This is a genomic window from Streptomyces sp. CB02959 (assembly GCF_002803155.1).
In the GTDB taxonomy this organism is placed as follows: Bacteria; Actinomycetota; Actinomycetes; order Streptomycetales; family Streptomycetaceae; genus Streptomyces.
This window is the reverse complement of the sequence record NZ_NNBP01000004.1, coordinates 32213-53068: the sequence shown is the minus strand read 5'-3', so window position 1 is coordinate 53068 and position 20856 is coordinate 32213. Positions and strand designations below refer to the sequence as shown.

General features: G+C 73.4%; 18 protein-coding genes and 1 pseudogene. 12 read left to right on the top strand and 7 right to left on the bottom strand.

The annotated features are described in order from the left end of the window. The 3 genes from CG747_RS08195 to amaP are packed head-to-tail and all read left to right on the top strand — an operon-like array spanning nt 1 to nt 1686. The gene (locus CG747_RS08195; RefSeq protein ID WP_100600978.1) at nt 1-387 is read left to right on the top strand and encodes a hypothetical protein; all 387 of its coding nucleotides are present in this window, start codon (nt 1-3) and stop codon (nt 385-387) included. Next, nucleotides 384-1073 (top strand): DUF6286 domain-containing protein, encoded by a 690-nt coding sequence (locus tag CG747_RS08190; RefSeq protein WP_100600977.1) that lies wholly within the window; start codon nt 384-386, stop codon nt 1071-1073. The genes CG747_RS08195 and CG747_RS08190 overlap by 4 nt, the downstream gene beginning before the upstream one ends. A gap of 7 nt (nt 1074-1080) precedes the next feature. Then, nucleotides 1081-1686 (top strand): alkaline shock response membrane anchor protein AmaP, encoded by a 606-nt coding sequence (gene amaP / locus CG747_RS08185; RefSeq protein WP_180985439.1) that lies wholly within the window; start codon nt 1081-1083, stop codon nt 1684-1686. A 102-nt stretch (nt 1687-1788) separates the two neighbouring features. Here the strand turns inward: amaP and CG747_RS08180 are convergent, their stop codons facing one another. From CG747_RS08180 to CG747_RS08170, 3 genes are read right to left on the bottom strand one after another with little or no spacing between them, the layout of a single operon-like run. Further along, nucleotides 1789-2544: an SDR family oxidoreductase gene (locus CG747_RS08180; protein WP_100600976.1), complete on the bottom strand. Its 756-nt coding sequence runs from the start codon at nt 2542-2544 to the stop codon at nt 1789-1791. Between the two features lie 4 nt (nt 2545-2548). Continuing rightward, complete coding sequence (locus CG747_RS08175) at nt 2549-4333, bottom strand: glycoside hydrolase family 15 protein (RefSeq protein WP_100600975.1); 1785 nt, start codon at nt 4331-4333, stop codon at nt 2549-2551. A gap of 29 nt (nt 4334-4362) precedes the next feature. Next, on the bottom strand, nt 4363-5229 hold the full coding sequence (locus CG747_RS08170; protein WP_100600974.1) for an SURF1 family protein: 867 nt from the start codon (nt 5227-5229) through the stop codon (nt 4363-4365). Between the two features lie 2343 nt (nt 5230-7572). Between CG747_RS08170 and CG747_RS49185 the strand changes: the two genes are divergently transcribed. Next, a complete protein-coding gene (locus CG747_RS49185) occupies nt 7573-7830 on the top strand; it encodes a hypothetical protein (protein WP_100601258.1) in 258 nt (85 codons plus the stop codon). Nucleotides 7831-8364: 534 nt separating this feature from the next. Here the strand turns inward: CG747_RS49185 and CG747_RS08150 are convergent. Both CG747_RS08150 and CG747_RS08145 read right to left on the bottom strand, forming a co-directional pair. Further along, nucleotides 8365-9402: a DEDDh family exonuclease gene (locus tag CG747_RS08150; RefSeq protein ID WP_100600972.1), complete on the bottom strand. Its 1038-nt coding sequence runs from the start codon at nt 9400-9402 to the stop codon at nt 8365-8367. A gap of 284 nt (nt 9403-9686) precedes the next feature. Then, nucleotides 9687-10343: a TetR/AcrR family transcriptional regulator gene (locus CG747_RS08145; protein WP_100600971.1), complete on the bottom strand. Its 657-nt coding sequence runs from the start codon at nt 10341-10343 to the stop codon at nt 9687-9689. Between the two features lie 126 nt (nt 10344-10469). Between CG747_RS08145 and CG747_RS08140 the strand changes: the two genes are divergently transcribed. The 7 genes from CG747_RS08140 to CG747_RS08110 all read left to right on the top strand — a co-directional run bounded on the left by CG747_RS08140 (nt 10470) and on the right by CG747_RS08110 (nt 18265). Next, nucleotides 10470-11267 (top strand): acetoacetate decarboxylase family protein, encoded by a 798-nt coding sequence (locus tag CG747_RS08140; RefSeq protein ID WP_100600970.1) that lies wholly within the window; start codon nt 10470-10472, stop codon nt 11265-11267. After that, nucleotides 11267-12157: an SDR family NAD(P)-dependent oxidoreductase gene (locus CG747_RS08135; protein WP_100600969.1), complete on the top strand. Its 891-nt coding sequence runs from the start codon at nt 11267-11269 to the stop codon at nt 12155-12157. Before CG747_RS08140 ends, CG747_RS08135 begins: the two co-directional genes overlap by 1 nt. Before the next feature lie 9 nt (nt 12158-12166). Then, nucleotides 12167-13519 carry an amidohydrolase family protein gene (locus tag CG747_RS08130; RefSeq protein ID WP_257980286.1) on the top strand — a complete coding sequence of 451 codons (1353 nt, stop codon included), beginning with the start codon at nt 12167-12169 and terminating at the stop codon, nt 13517-13519. Further along, nucleotides 13512-14774: an amidohydrolase family protein gene (locus tag CG747_RS08125; RefSeq protein ID WP_100600968.1), complete on the top strand. Its 1263-nt coding sequence runs from the start codon at nt 13512-13514 to the stop codon at nt 14772-14774. Before CG747_RS08130 ends, CG747_RS08125 begins: the two co-directional genes overlap by 8 nt. A 168-nt stretch (nt 14775-14942) precedes the next feature. Next, complete coding sequence (locus CG747_RS08120; RefSeq protein ID WP_100600967.1) at nt 14943-15899, top strand: sterol desaturase family protein; 957 nt, start codon at nt 14943-14945, stop codon at nt 15897-15899. Beyond that, nucleotides 15896-16657, top strand: a complete 762-nt coding sequence (locus CG747_RS08115; protein WP_100600966.1) for a lysoplasmalogenase — start codon at nt 15896-15898, stop codon at nt 16655-16657. Before CG747_RS08120 ends, CG747_RS08115 begins: the two co-directional genes overlap by 4 nt. A 45-nt stretch (nt 16658-16702) precedes the next feature. Continuing rightward, nucleotides 16703-18265 carry a TIGR03086 family metal-binding protein gene (locus CG747_RS08110; RefSeq protein WP_100600965.1) on the top strand — a complete coding sequence of 521 codons (1563 nt, stop codon included), beginning with the start codon at nt 16703-16705 and terminating at the stop codon, nt 18263-18265. 98 nt (nt 18266-18363) lie between these two features. Here the strand turns inward: CG747_RS08110 and CG747_RS08105 are convergent, their stop codons facing one another. Together CG747_RS08105 and CG747_RS08100 are read right to left on the bottom strand one after the other, a co-directional pair. Then, nucleotides 18364-19863: a S8 family serine peptidase gene (locus tag CG747_RS08105; protein WP_100600964.1), complete on the bottom strand. Its 1500-nt coding sequence runs from the start codon at nt 19861-19863 to the stop codon at nt 18364-18366. A gap of 188 nt (nt 19864-20051) precedes the next feature. Further along, complete coding sequence (locus tag CG747_RS08100; protein WP_100600963.1) at nt 20052-20243, bottom strand: hypothetical protein; 192 nt, start codon at nt 20241-20243, stop codon at nt 20052-20054. Between the two features lie 185 nt (nt 20244-20428). On the opposite strand from CG747_RS08100, the pseudogene CG747_RS08095 reads away from it, so the two are divergent. Next, nucleotides 20429-20770 (top strand): annotated as a pseudogene (locus CG747_RS08095) (DUF485 domain-containing protein); the annotation flags it as partial. Between the last annotated feature and the right edge of the window lie 86 nt (nt 20771-20856).

The window sequence follows — 20856 nt, the reverse complement described above, 5'->3', positions numbered from 1 at the left end:
ATGGCGACGGTGTCCCCGCCGGCCGCTGCCGTCGACGTACCGGCCGGTGAGCGCGGCGCGACCAGGGTCGCCGACCGGGTGGTCGCCAAGATCGCCGCGCGGGCGGCCCGGGAGGCGCTGCGCGAGGCGTCCCCCGGCGACCCCACCGGCGCCCACGCCACGGTGACGGTGACCCGTCGCGACGTCCACCCGCCGTTCGGCGAAGCCCGGCTGCGGATCGCCGTGGAACTGGCCTACCCCGCCCCCATCGGCCCGCACTGCGGCCTGGTGCGCCGTCAGGTGGCGGAGCGCGTAAGGACGTTGGCGGGCATGACGGTCGCCGAGGTGGCGGTGCAGGTCGAGCGGCTGAACTCGCCGCTGCTGGCCGACCGGGAGCGGTTGCGGTGACGGGGCCCGGGAGCGCGGAGGGAGCGGAGGCCCGCGAAGGGGCAGACGAGCGGTCCGGTGAACGGTCCGGTGAACGGCCCGGCGCCGCGGGCGGGTTGCCGGCGGCGGCACCGGACACCGCGGACCCCGGGCCGGTCGACGACGGGCCGGCCGGGCGCTTCTGGTCGGCCCGCCGGGTGCCGGCCGCACTGGTCGCGCTGGTGCTGGTGGGCGCCACGGGTCTGCTGCTCTACGACGTGGCCGCGGTGCGGGCCGGCCGCGCCGCCATGGCCTGGCGCCGGCGGCTGGCGCACGAACTGGCCGTCCGGCACCTCGACGACCCCTGGGTCTTGGGCGCCGCGGGGGCCGCGGCGGCCCTGGGGCTCTGGCTGCTCGTGCTGGCCGCCACCCCGGGCCTGCGGACGGTGCTGCCGATGCGGCGCACCGCCCCCGGCGTCCGGGCCGGGCTGGACCGGCCGGCCGCCGCGCTGGTGCTGCGGGACCGGGCCATGGAGGTCTCCGGTGTGCAGTCGGTGCACGTGACCGTCGGCCGGCGCCGGGCGCGGGCGCGGGCCGTGGCGCACTTCCGGGAGCTGGACGAGGTCCGCGGCGACCTCGGCACGGTGCTCGACGACGGTCTGCGGCAACTGGACCTGACGCGCCGGCCGCGGCTGACCGTCGACGTCCAGCGCCCCAAGAGGAGGTGAGCGCGCGATGCGCACCGTGCGCGCGACGGTCAACCGGGTGCTGCTCGGGCTGGTCGGCCTGCTGCTGTTCGGCACCGGCGGGCTGGTCCTGCTGGGCGGCCTGGACCTGCCGGCCCGGTGGCACCTCGACCTGCCCGCCGGCTGGCCCTGGACCGGCCCGGACGACGTCCTGCTCACGGCGCGGCAGCGCACCCGGTTCACCGACCGCGGCTGGTGGTGGCCGGTGGTCATCGCCGTGCTGGCCGTGCTCCTGCTGTTGCTGCTGTGGTGGCTGCTCGCCCAGTTCCGGCGGCGCCGGCTCGGCGCGGTGCTGGTCGACACCGGCGACGGGGCGGACGCGGTGGTGCGCGGGCGGGCGCTGGAGGCCGTACTGGCGGCCGAGACGGTGGCGGTGGACGGCGTCGACCGGGCGGCCGTCGCACTGACCGGCCGCCGCACGGACCCGCAGGTGCGCGCCCTCGTGGTCCTCGCCCCGCACGCCGACCCCGGGACCGTGGTGCGGCGGCTGTCCGACGGGGCGGTGGCGCACGCCCGCACCTCGGCGGGCCTGGACCGGCTGCCGGTGGAGGTCCGCCTGCGGGCGCTGCGCCACCGGGCGGAACGGGTCAGCTAGGTCCCGGCGTCCAGGTCCCGGCGTCACTCGCGCGCTGCTTGCACGGAGGGCGGGCCGGGACGCGGTGGCTGCCCACCGGGTCCCGGAAGCCGCCCCCGGTCCTCAGAAGCCGCGCCGGGCCCCGCCGTCCACCGGGACCATCACGCCCGTCAGGTACGACGCGGCGGGGGACAGCAGGAAGGCGGCGGTGCGGCCGAACTCCTCGGGGTCGCCGTAGCGGCGCAGCGGGATGGTGGCGCAGTTGCGGGCCCGGGAGCCCTCGGGGTCGCCGGAGAGCCCGTCGAGCTGGTTCATCCGGTCGGTGGCGATCCGGCCGGGCAGGACGCCGACGACGCGGATGCCGCGCGGCCCGACCTCGTCGGCGAGGGACTTGGCGAAGCCGGCGAGGCCCGGGCGGAGTCCGTTGGAGATGGTGAGCCCGGCGATCGGCTCGTACACGGAGCCGGAGAGGACGAAGCCGATGGCGCCGCCCTCGCCCAGTTCGGCGGCGGCGGTGCGGGCGAACCGCACCGCGCCCAGGAAGACCGTCTCGAAGGCCGCCTGCCACTGCGCGTCGGTGTTGTCGGCGGCGGTGCCGGGTGCCGGGCCGCCCACGCTGACGAGGATGCCGTCGAAGCGGCCGAAGCGATCCCGGGCGGCCGCCACCAGGCGGGCCGGGGCCTCCGGGTCGGTGTTGTCGGCGGCGACGCCCAGGGCCCGCTCGCCCAGGGAGGCGGCCGCCTTGGCCGCGGCCTCCTCCGTGCGTCCGGTGATCACCACATTGGCGCCGTCGGCGACCAGTGCGCGGGCGGTGGCGAAGCCCAGGCCGCGGGTGGCGCCGGTGACGAGGTATGTCCGGTCGGTGAGTCCAAGATCCATGGACCTAGTCTGCCCCTCGGCCGTGGTGCAACGCGAAGGCGGTGCCCACCAGCCCGATGTGGCTGAATGCCTGCGGGAAGTTCCCCAACTGGCGCCCGGTGACCGGGTCGTACTCCTCGGAGAGCAGCCCCACGTCGTTCCGCAGCGCCAGCAGCCGCTCGAACAGCCTCCGCGACTCCGCCCGGCGCCCGGTCAGCAGCAGCGCGTCCGCCAGCCAGAACGAGCAGACCAGGAACGTGCCCTCGCCGCCGGGCAGCCCGTCCACCGACTGCCCCTCGGCGCTGTAACGGCGTACCAGACCGTCGCGCGACAGCTCGCGGCGCACGGTGTCGACGGTGGAGACCACCCGCGGGTCGTCGCCCGGGAGGAAGCCGACCCGCGGGATGAGCAGCGTCGCGGCGTCCAGTTCCGTCGAGCCGTAGGACTGGGTGAAGGTGCCCCGCTCGGCGTCGTAGCCGCGTGCGCAGACCTCCCGGTGCACCTCGTCGCGCATCGCCCGCCAGCGGTCCACGTTCCCGCCGAGCTTCGGGTGCCCCTCCAGCAGCTGCACCGCGCGGTCGGCCGCGACCCAGGCCATCACCTTGGAGTGCACGAAGTGCCGGCGCGGGCCGCGGATCTCCCAGATGCCCTCGTCGGGTTCGCGCCAGGTCGACTCCAGGTAGTCCACCAGCGCCCGTTGGATGCCCCACGCGTGCGCTTCGGCCGGCATGCCCGCGGTGCGTGCGACGTGGAACGAGTCGATCACCTCGCCGTAGACGTCGAGCTGCCGCTGTTCGACGGCGGCGTTGCCGATCCGCACCGGCACCGATCCCTCGTACCCGGACAGCCAGGGCACCTCGGCCTCCGGCAGCCGCCGTTCCCCGCCCAGCCCGTACATGATCTGCAGGTCGTCGGGGACGCCGGCGACCGCGCGCAGCAGCCAGTCCCGCCAGGCCCCGGCCTCGTCCAGATACCCGGCGGAGATCAGGGAGTTCAGGGTCAGACTGGCGTCGCGCAGCCAGCAGTAGCGGTAGTCCCAGTTGCGGACCCCGCCCGGCTCCTCGGGCAGCGAGGTGGTGGGGGCCGCCACGATCCCGCCGGTGGGCGCGTAGGTGAGGGCCTTGAGGGTGATCAGGGAGCGGATCACCGCGGCGCGGTACGGACCGTCGTAGCGGCACCGGGCGGACCAGGCGTGCCAGTCGTCGGTGGAGTCCGCCAGTGCCTGGAACGGGTCGATCCGGGCGGGCCGGGGCTCGTGCGAGGGGTGCCAGGTGAGCACGAACGCGGTGCGCTCGCCGGCCGCGACGGTGAAGTCCGTGCGGGTGCTGAGGTCCTTGCCGTAGGTGGTGCCCCGGGACGGGGTGCGCAGCCACACCGAGTCCGGGCCGGCGATCGCCACCCGGCAGCCCTCGGTGGCGCGTACCCAGGGCACCACCCGCCCGTAGTCGAACCGCAGCCGCAGCGCGCTGTGCATCTCGACGCGGCCGCGCAGCCCCGTGACGACCCGGACGACGTCGGGCATGCGGTCGCGCTGCGGCATGAAGTCGGTGACCCGGACGCTGCCCTCGGGGGTCTCCCAGACGGTGTCGAGGATCAGCGAGTCCCCGCGGTACGCGCGTGCGGCGCGGGCCTCGCCGGACCGCGGGGCCAGCGCCCAGTGGCCGTTGTCCCGACCGCCGATGAGGGCCGCGAAGCAGGCGGGGGAGTCGAAGCGGGGCAGGCAGAGCCAGTCGATGGAGCCGTCTCGGCCGACGAGCGCGGCGGTCTGCAGATCGCCGATGAGCGCGTAGTCCTCGATGCGTGGATGCACTCCGCGGCCATTCCCGCGCGGCGGGTGCGTTACTCGGGGGCGACGGCCGTCCGGGCTACGGGCTGCTCGTCGGCGGCCTCGGTGCCGGCGGGCTCGGCACCGGAGGGTTCGGGGCCGTCACCGGCCGCCCCGGAGCCGGCGTCCCCGGCCGCGGCGGCCAGTCGGTCGCGGCGCTCCCGGCGCACCAGGACGACCCAGCCGACCGGCACCGCCGCCGCGAACAGCCACCACTGGATCGCGTACGCCATGTGCGGCCCGATGGAGTCGTGGTCCGGTTCCGGCACCTGCTCGGGGCTGTCGCTCTTGGGAGCGGTCATCTCGATGTAGCCGCCGAGCGTCGGCCGGCCCACCCGCTTCGCCTGCTGCTTGCTGTTGATCAGCATGACCTGGCGGGGCGGCAGGCCCTTGGTGTCCTTGATCCCGCTCTCCGCGGTGGTCTCGTCGGCCATCAGCCGGCCGGTGACCGTGACCGTCCCCTTGGAGGCGGCCGGGATCTTCGGGAACTTGGTGAGGTCGTCGCCGGCCGGGATCCAGCCCCGGTTGACGACGACGGCGTCGCCGTTGCCGAGGATCAGCGGGGTCAGGACGTAGTAGCCGATGGTCTGCTCGTCGGCGGCGGTGCGCTGGCGGACGACCACCTCGTGCGCGGTGTCGTAGCTTCCGGTGGCGGTGACCCGGCGCCACATGTCGCCGTGCGGCAGCGTCCGGCCGACCGCGGCCAGATCGGTCACCGGGACGGGGGTGGCGGCCAGGTTGTGCGCGATCTGCGCGTTCTGCGCCACCTTGTGCTGATGGCGGTGGAACTGCCAGAACCCCAGCTTGATCATGATGGGGATCAGGGCGAGGCCCACGAGGGTGAGGATCACCCACTGCCGGGTCAACAGGAAGCGGTACACGGCTGCGACGGTACCCCGCGTCCCCGGACGCCCGGCCCCGGGGTCCCCCCAGCGGTGCGGGAAGGCGCAGTCGGGGACGCCGGGCACGGCCGCACACCGCCGCCCCGACCGGCGTCAGACCCGGTCGACGATGCCCACCCGCCCCGCCGAGCGGGCGCAGTGCGCACCGGGGCGTTGTGAGGTGGGCCAGTCTGTTGCAGTCTGTTGCCGGCGAGTTACCCGAGGGAGTCGAGGGCGACGCGGCGGTGTCCGTCTCGGATGATGTGCGAGCGGTCAACACGGGCTGCTGCGGCGCGTGCCGAGTCGTCGGGTAGGCCCCGGAAGTCCGCGATGGTGTGCGAGTAGGGCTCTGGCGTAGCCCTCTGTTTGCAGGAGTCCGGGCATGGGTCGCGAACAGTGGATGCGGAACCGGGCGGTGCGCTGGTACAGGGGAACGCCGGCTTCTTGGACGCGTCGCAGGCCGGTGCGTTGCCGATGTCGCCATTCGACGTACATCGAGTCAGCCGAGCGTGACGCGGCGATGAGGTCCTGGGCGTGGTCGGCAGCGTTGCAGGCCCGGCACCAGACGGTGATCTCGGCCTGGGACGGCATGGTCTTGGCGTTCTCGATGCGGGAGGTTTTCGCCTTATGCCAGGGGCAGTGATCGTCGTCCGAGTCGGGGTCGAGGTCCGGGCCGACTTCAGGGCCTCTGCCGTCTCCCGTGCCCTGGTGCGGTACTTCGCCGCCTCCGCCCGTACGGCCCTCCGCTCCGCGCGGAGCGCGTCGGCGTCCAGCCCCTGGCCGTCGCCCTGCTCCTCTGGGTCGTTCATCGCGTCGGTCGGGCTCCGATTCGCTGTCGACGGGAACTTCGGCCGGCTCGGAGGTGGTGGGGGTGGTCCCCATGCAGGAACCTCTCCTCGGTGTTGTGAGGATCTGATGCGCAGCGCGGCCCCAGCTACCCAGGCCGGACAGTTAGGTGAAGCAACGGAGCCTGATCGGGTTAACTGCCTTACGTGAACGGATCGAAGGACAGTCACCAGGGGACCTTCTCAGCAAGTAGTTCGACTTCGACCCTTGGAGATTTCCATGCGCATTCGCACTGCAGTTGCTGCCGCAGCCCTGGTCGCGACAGCCGTACTCCACGGAGCAGGTGCGGCGGCTGCCGTTGTGCACAAGACTCCCTCGACCCACTCCAACCAGGTCGTCTCCCCTGCGGATGACGACGATGACGACGAGATGGGCCAGGGTGATGAAGACTGAGCACGCATGAGGGGTGAACGGCCAGCTCATGTGGCTGGCTAGTGCCCACTAGACGCCTCGACGTGGCGACGCCATGCCCTCCGGGCCTCCGCGCCGGTCATTCCGCGGGTGACCTCCTGCCATTGGCGGTCGTAGTCGCGGGCCCGGGGGCATGAAGTCATTGCGTGCATGCGGTCGCTATCACCATGCGCCTGATTCCAGTAGTCCTCTTGGTCATCCTCATGGCGCCCGCCGCGCTGACTTGGCTGTTTCTCTCAGGAGAGAGGCGAGCGTCCATGATCGCCATGGTGAACGCACTCAAGGGATGGACCTGCGGCAGCGACAGCGACGATCGGGAGTTACCGACCGCATAGGAGACGCTGTAAGCGACCCGGCCGGAATCGAACCGGCGGCCTCCTGGCCGTCGGTCGGGCGCTCTCCCATTGAGCTACGGGGGCAGGTGCTCAACTCCCGCGCGGCATCTCGGAAGACACCGGGGCGCGCGGGAGGAGCGGTGCGGAAGGAGCGCTCACGCCTCCACGTCGGACGCTGGAGTCCGTGGCGCGGGCCCGCCTGCATAAGCATTAACTGGGGGCCGTGACAAGCTTGTTCGCCGGTGAGTCGGCCTCTCTCACGCCTGGGGCAGAAAAACTTCCCTACGGTCCTTCTTTTCTCATGTGAGTCATAGAAAAGAAGGACCGTAGGGAAGTTTTTCGCGGCTTACGGAGGTGCCCCGACCGGAAGGAGCCCGCGCCGGGGTGTTGGTGGCTATGAGGCTTGCGTCGCGGCCTGGAGTCTCCGCCGCCGGCGAGGCTTGGCTCAGGTGATGGTCGCGCGAGATTCGATGACCGCTTCTGCCTTGTTCCCGTCCCGGGGGGCGCCGAAATCGGTGAGCGTTCCCGGGGTCCGGTTCTCGAACTGGAAGCTTCAAGAATCAGAGGGCGTATGACCAAGGAAGAGTGGCTTGAGAAGTGGATCTCGGAAGCTCCGACCCTGACCGGGGAGCAGGTCGATGAGATCCTGGAGTTGATGGAGCTGTAGTGGCAGATGGCCTCGCTACGCTGACCGGGTAGAACCCCTGGTGGGTAGGGCGCCGCCAACTTGTCAGAGGGAAGCATTATGCGCATGGGACGTTGTGAAGTATGCGGAAATGACTATGACCTGGCGTTCACCATCGAAACCCGAGACGGTGCACGTCACACGTTCGACTCATTCGCCTGCGCGATCCACCGCATGGCGCCGATCTGCGAGCACTGTCGGGTGCAGATCATCGGCCAAGGCGTGGAAGTGGAAGGCAAATGGTATTGCGGCGCGCACTGCTCCCGCGCGGATGGAAAGGTGGGAATTATCGATAGAATCGGCAGTGTAAGTGCATCTGCGTGATGAAAGATAGGCCCTCTTCTGTGGGGAGAGGGCCTATTCTTTTACGCAATGAAAGACTGGCTTGACCCGCTCTGGGTTGAACCGTCCGCCACGGCTCTTGGCTGGATGGATGACAACGATCCGAAGTGTCTTTCGGGTTACGATTTGCTGCCGCTCGACGGATAGGTTCTCCCAGTCATTCGAAAGCGGCTCTTTCTGATCTCCGAAGTCTTGGGGTCCAGTCCGCTTGGGTCGTCCTCGCGCCAGCCGAATACGAGGCCCGTGGCGGCGTGAGCCCGTCCCCGGGGAACCGGCCGCGTGGCACCGGAACCGCAGGATTGATCTGAGCTTTTCTTGAGCTTTCATCAGGCCGCTGATCAGCGGCTTTGGTGAATTGCGCGGACGGCCGCGGCCCGCCGGATCGTGGGCTTCGGGCACCCCGCCTACCGCACGTAGGGCCCCCGGCTCACATGCGCTGTGGGGCATCACGGAGCGCCACAGCGTGCGGGTGGGGCCGCTACGGGGCGAGGCGTCGGCGGGTGTGTCGGCCGGGCTTCACCCGGACGCCGGTGTCCCCGGTGCCGGTGCCACGTCGCGCAGCAGCTGCATGAACGCCGCCTCGTCGATGACGGCCGTACCGAACGTCGCGGCCTTGACCGTCTTGGACGTCCGGCCGTCCGGGTCGTTGGTCACCAGCAGGCTGGTCAGCCGGGACACGCTCGTCGCCACGTGCAGCCCGGCCTCGATCGCCCGGTCCTCCAGCAGTTCGCGGTCGACGGAGGTGTCACCCGAGAAGGCGACCCGCATCCCCTGGACGAGCCGGCCGCCGGGCTCGTAGCGCCCGGGGTTGGGGTACGGGCAGGCGGGGCGCTTGCGGGCCGGCCGCCAGGAGACGGGGCGGTACGAGGAGGCGCTGCCGTGCGAGCGGGGGGCGGGGGCGTCGGTCCACTCCGTCAGCGGCTGGCAGGTCAGCAGCGGCAGCCGGACGTTCGCCTGCGCGGCCCGGTGCAGGCTGGGGCGGAACGTCTCGGCCAGCACGCGGGCGTCGTCCAGGGCGTGGTGGGCGCGTTCCTGTGTGACGCCGAAGTGCGCGGCGAGGGATTCCAGCTTGTGGTTGGGCAGCGGCAGGCCCAGTTCCTTGGAGAGCGCGATGGTGCACAGCCGCTGGCGCACCGGGGCGACCGCCGCGGCGCGGGCGTACTCCCGGGCCAGCATCGACCAGTCGAACATGGCGTTGTGCGCCACCAGCACCCGGTCCGCCAGCCGCGCCGACAGCTCCGGCACGACCTCCGGGAAGAGCGGGGCGTCCGCCAGCACCTCGCTCGTCAGACCGTGGATCCAGACCGGTCCGGGATCGCGCTGCGGGTTGACGAGGGTGTACCAGGAGTCCTGGAACTCGCCGTGGGCGTCGAGTTGGTACACGGCGGCGGAGATGATCCGGTCGTCGCGGGCCAGGCCGGTGGTCTCCACGTCGACCACCGCGTACCCCTGGGGGTACCCGGCCGGCCACTCAGCCGGCGGCGTCTGCGGGCCCGGCTGCCGGCCGATCTTCGGCGCGATCGAGGGGGCGGCTGCGCTGCGGTCTTCGAGCATGGTCACTGAGGATACGGGCCGGGACCGACAGGCACCGCATCGCCGGGGGCGCATCCGGCCGGGACGCCGCGCGCCGCCGCGGCCGGGCGCCTGCCGGGAGGGCCCGCGGGGAGGCCGGTCCGGGGTCGGTCGGCGCAGGTCGGACGCAGGTCGGACGCCCTGTGGATCCGGCCCGGGCCCGCGCCCGGCCGGCCGACGGGCACCGCCGCTGCCCGCCCTTCCCGATGCCCGTCCCGGGCCCTCGGGACCGCGCCCCCGGGCCCATGCCCCCCGGGCCCATGCCCTCAGCCTCGTCCCACGCCCTCGGGCGCGCTGCCGGTCCGGTCCGGTCCGAGCAGTGAGGCCACCAGGGCCTCCAGGGACACCAGGAAGAGCCGTTCGGCGTCGGCCGGTGCGGCCAGCGCGCGGGCCAGCGCCGGATCCCGTCCGGCGGCGGGGGAGTCCCACAGCTCGCGCTCGCTGGGGTGCTGCGCGGGCGAGCGCGCACGGTTGCGCTCCACCAGGACCGAGCCGACGACCAGGAACTGCACGGCGCGCACCGCCTCGGCGGCGAGCTCCCCGCGCAGCCCGGCCGCGTGCACCTCGTGGACCAGCGCCTGCTGCGCGGGCAGGAACATCCGCTCGGTCAGCCCGCGTTCGTGCACCATCGCGATCAGGTGCGGGCGTTCGCCCAGCGCGGTGCGGAGCGTGCGGGCCACCGAGACGACGCGCGCCCGGGGCGTGCCGCCGGTGGGCCGGATCTCGCCCATCTCCTGGAGGGTGCGGGCCACCAGCGCGTCCAGCAGGGACTCGCGGTTGCCGACGTGCCAGTAGATGGAGGTGACGGCGGTGCCGAGTTCGGTGGCGAGCCGGCGCATGGTCAGGGCCGCCGGGCCGTGCGCCCGGACCAGCCGGGCGGCCGCCGCCAGGACCTCCTCACCGGTGAGCGCGGTACGTGTCATAGCACCCCACTATCTCCCAACTCCCTTTCCTGCATGGCTCTTTACCCTTCATCGGCGGCGGTGTAACTGTGTTACAGACGCCTCGCACGACCCCCGCGCGTTACGGACGACGAAGGGTGGTACGCCATGGCACGCATACGCTACGGAGCCCGCACCGAGGCGGAGATCGCCGCGACCCGGACCGCCGGCACCCGGCTCCCCGACATCTGGTCCACCGGCGTGGTGGCCCTGTGGGAGACCGACCCGGAGGCGGTCGCGGCCGTCCTGCCGCCCCCGCTCACCCCCACCGGCCGCCCGCTGGTCCGGGCCACCATCAGCTCCGTCAACCTGCCCGGCTATCCGCTGGGCGCCGGCTCGGTCGCGGTCGCGGCCGCCCACGACGGCACCGAGGGCTGGTACCCGCTGGTCATGCCGATGACCCACGAGCGGGCGCTGACCGGCGGCCGCGAGGTCTTCGGCGAACCCAAGAAGCTCGGCGAGGTCACCGTGGACCGCGACGGGCTGACCGTCCGCGCCGCCCTCGCCCGGCACGGCATCGCCTTCGTCGAGGTGCGCGGCGCGGTCAGCGGCCCGTTGGCGCTCCCCGCACCGGACGTGCGGACCGACTTCTACTTCAAGTTCCTGCCCGCCGTGGACGGTTCGGGCTTCGACGGCGACCCGGTCCTGGTGCACTGCCGGCGCACCGAGAAGGTCCGCAGGCTGGAGCGGATCACCGGCGACGTGGTGCTGCGCGAGTCGATGTACGACCCGGTCGCCGACCTCCCGGTACGCACTCTCGTCGGGATCACCCTCGGCGAGAAGACCTCGGACCAGAGCGGCAAGGTCGTCGCGCGGGTCCGCGCCGAGGACCTGCTGCCCTACGTCCACCAGCGCTACGACGACCCGCGGCAGGTCCTCGACGCCCCGCCGGAAGGGAGCGTGTGATGGAGCTGCGGGCCGGGCAGGTCGCGGTGGTCACCGGTGCGGCGAGCGGTATCGGCCGGGCGATGGCCCGCCGCTTCGCCGCCGAGGGCCTGAAGGTGGTCCTCGCCGACGTCGAGGAGGCACCGCTGCGGGCCGCCGCCGACGAACTGGCCGCGGACGGCGTCGAACTGCTGGCCCGCACCGTGGACGTCGGCGTGCGCGCCGAGGTCGAGGCGCTGGCCGGCGCCGCCTACGAGACCTTCGGCGCCGTCCACGTGCTGTGCAACAACGCCGGGGTGGGCTCCGGCGCCGAGGGCCGGATGTGGGAGCACGACCCCGCCGACTGGCGGTGGGCGTTCGAGGTCAACGTCTGGGGCGTCTTCCACGGCGTCCAGTGCTTCCTGCCCCGGATGGTGGCCTCCGGGGAGCCCGGCCACGTCGTCAACACCTCCTCCACGGACGGCGGGATCGCGCCGCTGCCCACCGCCTCCGTCTACGCCGTCACCAAGGCCGCCGTGGTGACGCTGACCGAGTCGCTGTACGCGCACCTGGCGGCCGAGGGCGCGCCCATCGGGGCGTCGGTGCTCTTCCCCGGCCCGCACATGCTCCGTACCGGGCTGTGGGAGTCGCACCGCAACCGGCCCGCGCGGCACGCCAAGTCCCGCCCCCGCCGGACGCCCTACCGCAGCCTCGCGGAGTGGGAGGCGGCCATGGGGGAGGCCGGAAAGGAGGTGGCGTTCACGCCCGTCGAGGCCGTGGCCGAGCAGGTCGTCGACGGCATCCGGGCCGGCCGTTTCTGGATGCTGCCGCCCAGTGCGCACACCGACGCGCAGATCCGGGCGCGGGCGCGGTCCCAACTCGACCGCGCCGCACCCGCGTACCTGGAGCACTTCATCCTCGACGACGAGTGAGGGACCGCCATGAGCGACCCGTACCAGGACACCACCGCACCGCACCCCGGACCGGACGGCGGCCCGCCGCCGGACCCCGGCTCCCGGGACCCGTACCTGATCATCTCCTCCGACTGCCACGCCGGGCTGCCCACCGAGGAGTACCGCCCCTATCTGGAGGCCCGCTTCCACCGCGCCTTCGACGACTTCCTGGCCGGCCGGGAGGCCCGCCGCGCGGCCATGACCCGGCTCGGCGTCCGCAACGAGACCTTCGCCGCCCAGTGGTTCGAGGACCACGAGGAGGGGCTGCGCGGCGGCTGGGACCCGGTGCAGCGGGCCAAGGAACTCGACGGCGACGGGGTGGCCGCCGAGGTCGTCTTCCCGGACGCGGACGCCGTGGACAGCTCGACCGCCGCGCCCTTCGGCGTCGGCCTCGGCCTGACCGGCGACCAGGACCCGGAGCTGGGCATGGCGGGAGCCCGGGCCCACAACCGCTGGCTCGCGGAGTTCTGCGCCACCGATCCCGAACGCCACTGCGGCGTCGCCCTGTTACCGGTCACCGCGGACCCCCGCACCGTCGTCGCGGAGATCCACCGGGCCCGCGCCGACGGGCTGGGCGCCCTGATGATCCCCGCCATGTGGGGCGCCAACACCCCCTATCACGACCGGTGTTACGACCCGGTGTGGGCCGCCGCGGCCGAGGCCGGGATGCCGGTCGTCACCCACTCCGGCGCCGCGCCGCGCGAGGAGTACGGCGACCACCTCGGCATCTTCGTCAGCGAGGTGACCTGGTGGCCGGCCCGCCCGCTGTGGTTCCTGCTCTGGTCCGGGGTCTTCGAACGCCACCCCGGCCTGCGGTTCGGCGTCGCCGAGTCGGGCTGCTGGTGGCTGCCGAACCTCCTGTGGTTCATGGACCGGCTCTACTTGGGCGCGCACGGCGGCAAGAAGCTCTCCCCGTTCGCCGGACTGCGGCGCCCGCCGCACGAGTACCTCGACCGCAACGTCTTCGTCTGCGCCACCAACACCAAACGCCGCGAACTGGCCCAGCGCTACGAGATCGGCGTCGACAACATCCTCTGGGGCAGCGACTTCCCGCACCCGGAGGGCACCTGGCCGCGCACCCGCGAGTGGCTGACCAGCACCTTCCACGACATCCCGGTCGCCGAGACCCGCCGCATCCTCGGCACGTCCGCCGCCGAGGTCTTCGGCTTCGACCCGGACCGGCTCGCCCCGCACGCCCGCCGGATCGGCCCCACCCCGGCGGAACTGGGCCAGCCCGCCGACCAGAGCGCGGTCGAGGCGTCCTGGCGCCGCGCCCGCGACACCGGCCGCCACTGGCTGACCGGACACGACTTCCCGTACGTGGGGGTGACCCATGCCTGAGCCCACCGCCGTGCCGGACGCGACCGCCGACGCGCCCCGCTACACCGTGATCTCCGCCGACTGCCACGCCGGCGCCGACCTCCTCGACTACCGGTCCTACCTCCCGGCCCGCCACCACGAGGAGTTCGACGCCTGGGCCGCCACCTACGTCAATCCGCACGAGGACCTGCTCGCCGACACCGCCGACCGCAACTGGAACTCCGACCGGCGGCTGGCCGAACAGGAAGCCGACGGCATCGTCGCCGAGGTCGTCTTCCCCAACACCATCCCGCCGTTCTTCCCCAGCGCGTCCCTGATGGCACCGGCACCCACCGGCACCGATTTCGAGCTGCGCTGGGCCGGCCTGCGCGCCCACAACCGGTGGCTCGCGGACTTCTGCGCGCAGGCCCCGGGGCGCCGCGCGGGCGTCGCCCAGATCCTCCTCAACGACGTCGACGAGGCGGTCCGCGAGGTCCGCCGGGCCAAGGACGCCGGCCTCACCGGCGGCATCATGCTCCCGGGCACGCCACCCGGCTCCGGCCTCCCGGAGCTCCACTCGCCGTGCTACGACCCCCTCTGGGCGGTCTGCGCCGACCTCGGCGTCCCGGTCAACCACCACGGCGGCTCGGCGTCCCCGCCGCTCGGCGACGAACCGGCGGCCCGCGCCGTCTTCATGGTGGAGACCACCTGGTTCTCCCACCGCGCGCTGTGGCACCTCATCTTCGGCGGCGTCTTCACCCGCCATCCGGAGCTGACCCTCGTCCTCACCGAACAGGGCTCCGGCTGGATCCCCGGCGTCCTGGACATGCTGGACTACTACCACGGCCGCCTGGTCGCCTCCACGGCCCGCGCCGGCACCGCGGAATCCCGCTTCGGCGCCGGCCTGGCGGCCTCCCTGGACCGCACCCCCACCGAGATCTGGCACGCCAACTGCTACGTCGGTGCCAGCTTCATGCGCCCCCACGAGGTCCCGCTGCGCGACCGGATCGGCCTCGACAAGATCATGTGGGGCAGCGACTACCCGCACGACGAGGGCACCCACCCCTACTCCCGACACGCCCTGCGCGCCGCCTACGCCGGCCTCCCGACCGCCGAGATCGCCGCCATGACCGGCGGCAACGCCGCCCGCGTCTACGGCTTCGACCTCGCCGCCCTCGCCCCCGTGGCCGCCCGGATCGGCCCCACCGCCACCGAACTCACCGAACCCCTCACCACCCCGCCCGCCGACGCCACCAGCCCGGCCTTCGCACCGGGGGCTTCGATGCGGGTGTGGTGAGCGCTCCACCGCCGGTGGACGCCCTCGGTCCGGGCGCCGGCCCCCACCGCCGCCCGGATCCGGGGCTACCGTCGGTACGCCTCCGCCCCGAAGCTGACGCCGCGTCTTACATACTTATCGGTAACAACCTCTAGCGGTACGCCCGTCGGCGCCTTTATGGTGCGGGGCATGCCGCACCTGCCCGATGTCGTGTTGTGGTCCGTACCCGCCTTCGTCCTGCTCACCGTCGTGGAGATGGTGAGCTACCGCCTGCACCCCGACGACGACGCCGAGGGGTACGAGGCGAAGGACGCGGCCACCAGCGTCACCATGGGGCTGGGCAGCCTGGTCTTCGACGCGCTGTGGAAGATACCGATCGTGGCGATCTACGCCGCGGTCTACGAGCTGACCCCGCTGCGCATCCCCATCCTGTGGTGGACGCTGCCCCTGATGCTGCTCGCCCAGGACTTCTTCTACTACTGGTCGCACCGCGGCCACCACGTCATCCGGGTCCTGTGGGCCTGCCACGTGGTCCACCACTCCAGCAAGAAGTTCAACCTCACCACCGCACTGCGGCAGCCCTGGACGACCTGGACGGTATGGCCGTTCTACGTGCCGATGGTCGCGCTGGGCGTGCACCCGGCCGTGATCGCCTTCACCTCCGGCGCCAACCTCGTCTACCAGTTCTGGGTCCACACCGAGCGGATCGGCACCCTGCCCCGCCCCGTCGAGTTCGTCTTCAACACCCCCTCCCACCACCGCGTCCACCACGCCTCCCAGGGCGGCTACCTGGACCGCAACTTCGGCGGGATCCTGATCGTCTGGGACCGGATGTTCGGCTCGTTCGTCCCCGAGACCGAGCGGCCCGTCTACGGTCTCACCAAGAACGTCGACTCCTTCAACCCGCTGCGGGTCGCCACCCACGAGTACGCCGCCATCGCCCGCGACATCCGGTCCGCGGACAGCTGGAGCGAGCGCGCCGGCCGGGTGTTCCGCGGGCCGGGCTGGCAGCCGGCCCGGGTCCGGGCCGCGGTGGCGGCCGAAGCGGCCGCGGCAGCCGCCGCCACGGCCGGGCAGGCCGGTGCGCGCCCGGCCGCGGACCGCACCGGTGCCGCCGAGCCCGCCGTGGGGGAGTCCGCAGCGTGAGACCGCCCGCGCCCCGGCCCCGCGCCGCCCGGGCCCTGCTGCTGGTCTTCGCCGTCCTGGGCGCCGGCCACCTCGCCGCCCTGGTGGCGCACGCCGCCGCCGCGCCCGGCAGCGGCCCCGCGGCCCTGGCCGACACGGTCGTGCGCCTCACCAAACCGGCCCTGATGCCGCTGCTCGCCGCCCACGTCCTGCTCCGCGGCGGGCCGCCGCTGCTGGCCGGGGCGCTGCTGTTCGGCTGCGGCGGCGACACCTTCCTCCAGATCGGCGGCGGCACCGCGTTCCTCGTCGGCATGGGGTCGTTCGCCGCCGGACACCTCTGCTACCTGGTGCTGTTCGCCCGGCACGGCCGCCGGGGGCGCCCCGATGGGCCCGCCGCGGGCACCGGGCGCCGCCGGGCGCGCACCGCCGGCGCCGCCGGGCTGTACGCGGCCGCCCTGGTCGCCACCGTGGTCCTGCTGTGGCCGGACCTCCCCGCCGACCTGCGGATCCCGGTCGCCGGATACAGCCTGCTGCTCACCGTGATGGCCTTCGGCGCGCTCTGGACGGCCCCCTGGGCCGCCGTCGGCGGGCTGCTCTTCCTGCTCTCCGACTCCCTGATCGCCGGCGGCATCGCCCGGTGGCCGCAGCTCCCCGCCCCGCAGTTCTGGATCATGCTCACCTACACGGCGGCCCAATGGGCCCTCGCCATCGGGGTGTTGGCCGCCGCGACCGGCCCGGAGCACCCGGCGTCCGCGGCGCCCCGCCCGGCGGTCGCGTAGCGTGCCCCTTGAGTCTCCCCCCGTGGGAGACCCGAAGGTGGGGGCATGTACGAGGACGGCACGGGACTGCTGTCGATCGGCGCGCTGTCGCGCCTGACCGGCGTCTCCGTCAAGACGATCCGGAACTGGTCGGACCAGGACCTGCTGCCGCCCGCCGCCCGCACCCCCGCGGGCTACCGCCGTTACGGACCGGACGCCGTGGCCCGCCTGGAGATCGTGCGCAGCCTGCGCGACCTGGGCGTCGGCACCGCCGCGATCCGCGCCGTCCTGCACCGCGAGCGCACCCTCGCCGATACGGCCGAGCGCTCGGCGGACGCCCTGGACGCGCAGATCGCCGCGCTGCGCTCGCAGCGCGCCGTCCTCCGGGCGGTGGCCGCGCGGGGCAGCGCAGCAGAGGAGCTGCCGCAGATGACCCGACTCGCCCGCCTGTCGGCCGAGGAACGCCGCCGGATCGTCGCCGACTTCATCGACGACGCCCTGGACGGTGTGCCCGCCCCCGCCTACCGCAGCGGCCTGCTGGCCGCCACCCCCGACCTCCCCGAGGACCCCACCCCCGAACAACTCCACGCCTGGGTCGAGCTGGCCGCCCTGGTCCGCGACCCCGAACTCGGCGCGGCCCTGCGCCGGTTGGCCGCCTACAGCACCCGCACCGCGCCGCCCGCCGACGGCGACCCCGCGGCGGACGCGGACGCCGCCCTGCGCGTGGCCACCCTGATGCGCACCCGCGCCGAGGCCGCCGTCGCCGACGGCATCGCACCGGACTCACCGGCCGCCGCCCCGCTCGTCGCCGAACTGGTGGCTGCCTGGCTCCCCACCCAGGCGGGCACCCCCGACCCGCCCACCGAGGACGGCCCGGCCGCCCGGACCCGGCTGCTGGAACAGCTCCGGGCCGCCACCGAACCCCTCGCCGAGCGGTACTGGCGACTGCTGTGCACCGCCACCGGCCGCCCCGCACCGCCCCGTTGGGACACCGCCGGCACCTGGACCGCCGCCGCCCTGCGCGCCCACCTCACCCCCCTCCAGGTGGACCGCACCGTCTTCGGCGCCACCGACCCGGAGCGGGTGCTGTACGCCTACGAGCGGGTCGGCCGGGCCGTCGGCGCGCTGGTCGCGGGCGTGCGACCGGCGGACCTCGCCCGGCCCACACCGTGCGCCGACTGGACCGTCCGGCAACTCCTCGACCACCTCGTGTGGGAGAGCCTGATGGTCACCTCGATCGCCGAGGGGACGCCGCGCACCGACCACGCCGCCGACCACCTGGGCCACGACCCCCGCACCGCCTTCGAGGACGCCACCCGCACCGCGCTCACCACCTTCCGGAGCAGCGGCATGCTGACGCGCACCTTCGGCCCCTACGAGGCACCCGGCGCGCTGCTCGTCCAACAGGTGGTGGTCGAACTCCTCGCGCACGGCTGGGACTTGGCGCGTGCGCTGGGCGCCCCGACCGGGCTGGCGCCGGAGGTCGCCGAGGAGACCCTGGCGGCGGCGCGCCGGATCTACGGGGCCGCGCCGCGCACCGAAGGCGGCTCGTTCGCCCCGGAGCGCCCCGCCCCACCCGGTGCCCCGGCGGCGGACCGGCTCGCCGCCTATCTGGGGCGCGCGGTGTGACCCGGCGGGCGGGGTGACGGACGCGGCGGGCGGGGCCGCCGGCGGATGGTCGGCCACCCGCCCGCGCCCCGCCCGCGCCCCGCCCGCCGCGCCGCCGGCTACTCCACCGCGTTCAGCGCGTCGACGATGCCGTAGCCGAAGTGGCTGTTGACCCGCGGGGTGCCGGTGCAGGTGGCGTCACCCGCCGGGCACCCGGGGTTGTCGGCCTGCTGCTTGAGCAGCCACTGGATCTCCTGCGGGCTGGCCTTCGGGTGCGTGCTCTTCAGGAGCGCCGCCACGCCCGCGACGTGCGGAGAGGCCATGGACGTACCGGCGTAGAAGGCCCAGTCGCCGCCGGGGATCGTGGAGAGCACGTTGCCGTTCTTGGCCGGCAGGTCGGGCACCTGCTTGGAGTCGCCGCCCGGCGCGGCCACGTCGATCTGCCCCAGGCCGTAGTTGGAGTAACCGGACTTCAGGCGGTGCGAACCGGTCGCCGCGACCGTCACCGTCCCGGGCAGCTGGGTCGGCACGTCCCAGCAGGTCTTGGGGCTGAGGGTGCGGCTGACCGGCGTGGAGTCGTTGGGGCTGCCGGTGTCGGTGATCTTGTCGGCCGCGAGGTCGGTGTTGGCGTTGCCCGCCGCCGCGACGTTGACCACGCCCTTGTCCTGCGCGTACTTCGCCGCCCGGCCGACCGCGTCAACGATGGCCGCCTGGTCGGCGTCGTCCTTGCAGTTGAACATCCAGGGGTCCACGAAATAGCTGTTGTTGGTGACCTGGACCCCGTGGTCGGCCGCGAAGACGAAGGCGCACACCACGCTCTCCGCGTAGAACAGGCTGGTCTTGGGCTCGCTCACCTTGATGCCGGAGACCTTCACGCCGGGCGCGACGCCGGTCACCCCGATGCCGTTCCGGGCCGCGGCGATGGTGCCCGCCACGTGCGTGCCGTGGGCGTCCTCGACCGGGTCGTAGGGCCGCCAGGCCCCCGGCGAGGTGTCGGGCACCCCGCCCACGCAGTTGGCGGACTGCCGGGCGGAGAAGTTCGGTGCGAGGTCGGGGTGGGTGTCGTCCACGCCGGTGTCGATGACCGCGACGGTCACCTTGCGGCTGCCCGGGTTCACCTTCGCCGCCTGGTCGGCCTTGATGGCCGGGATGTCCCACTGGAGCGGCTCCAGCGGCTCCTGGCCCTTGGCCTTCGCGGTCCGCTCCGCCGCCGCGAGCTGGGCCGCGGTGACCTTCTGCGGTGTGCCGACGTCGGCGGTGCCGGACTGCTTGAGCGGCGCGGTGCGGGTCGCGCCCGCCGACTGCACGCCCGGCACCGTCCGGATGGTGGCGGCGAACCGGGGATCGGCCGCATGGACGACGATCACGCCTATCCGCTCATGGGCGGTGATCACCTTGCCGCCGGCCCGGCCTATCGCCCGCTCGACCTTGTCGACGGTGGCGTGGTCGGGGACGGTGTTCACGACGTACGACAGCAGCGGGCCACTGTCCGGCGGCGCGGCGCCGACCGCGTCCGGGAGGGATCCGAGGAACCCGGTCGTCGCCGTCAGTGCCAGCCCGAGCGGTACGGCCAGGGCCCGCATGCGTCTGTTCCGGCGATGTGCAAGGGGACGTGCCATGGGTACTCCACCTCATCCGTCGGACCGCCCGTACGCGGGGCGCGCAGGGGCGGGTGCATGACAGGTGAAGCTATCGGCGATCACCGGCGCACAGCAATGGAACGCGGAGAATACTCCACAGGCACGGCAAATTGACGGCCAGTCAGGCAGTCGATCTGGTATGGGGGTTCGGGCGGGGCCGGGCGCCCTCAGTCCCGCCGCCGCAGCGCGCCCATGCTCAGCGGCGGCAGCGGGATCCGCGGACCGTACCAGCGCCGGGCGTCCGCCCCCGGGCGCGGCCGCGCGGGGGCGACGGCGACCGGCGCGGACAGCCGGACGCTGCCGTACGGGCGCCGGCGCGGGGCGTACGGAGGCGGGTCCTGCTGGGGCGGCGGAGTCATGACCGGCTCAACGAAGCGTCGCCCGGGCGGTGGCGGCCGGTGCACCCATTCCCCCGATTTCTTCGGGAATTCAACCATCCATCGTCTGTCGCATCGCGTCCGGCGGCCCTACGATGCGTGATCCACATCACTTATGCGGGCCTTATTGTCGGCCCCGCACCAGCTCACCGAGCGTCAGGAGACCCGTGATCACCGCACCCAACGCCGACCGGGGACAGCACGACCCGCCCGACTACCCGCAGGTCCAGTCGAGCCCGGAGTTCGCCGAACTCCGCCGCGCACACCGCTCGTTCGCCTTCCCGCTCACCCTCGCCTTCGTCCTCTGGTACCTCGGCTACGTGCTGCTGTCGAGCTACGCCGGCGGCTTCATGGCCCTCAAGGTCGCGGGCCACCTCAACGTCGCCTTCGTGCTCGGCATCGCCCAGTTCGCCACCACCTTCCTGATCGCCTGGTGGTACTCCCGGCACGCCGCCGCCCGGCTCGACCCCCGCGCCGACGCGATCAAGGCCCGCCTGGAGGCCCCCGCCCCCGCCCCGCAGGCCGCCGCGGCCCGGCAGGCCGGCGCCCCGCAGACCGACGCCCCGAAGGACGGCCCCGAGCCGACCGGCGTACA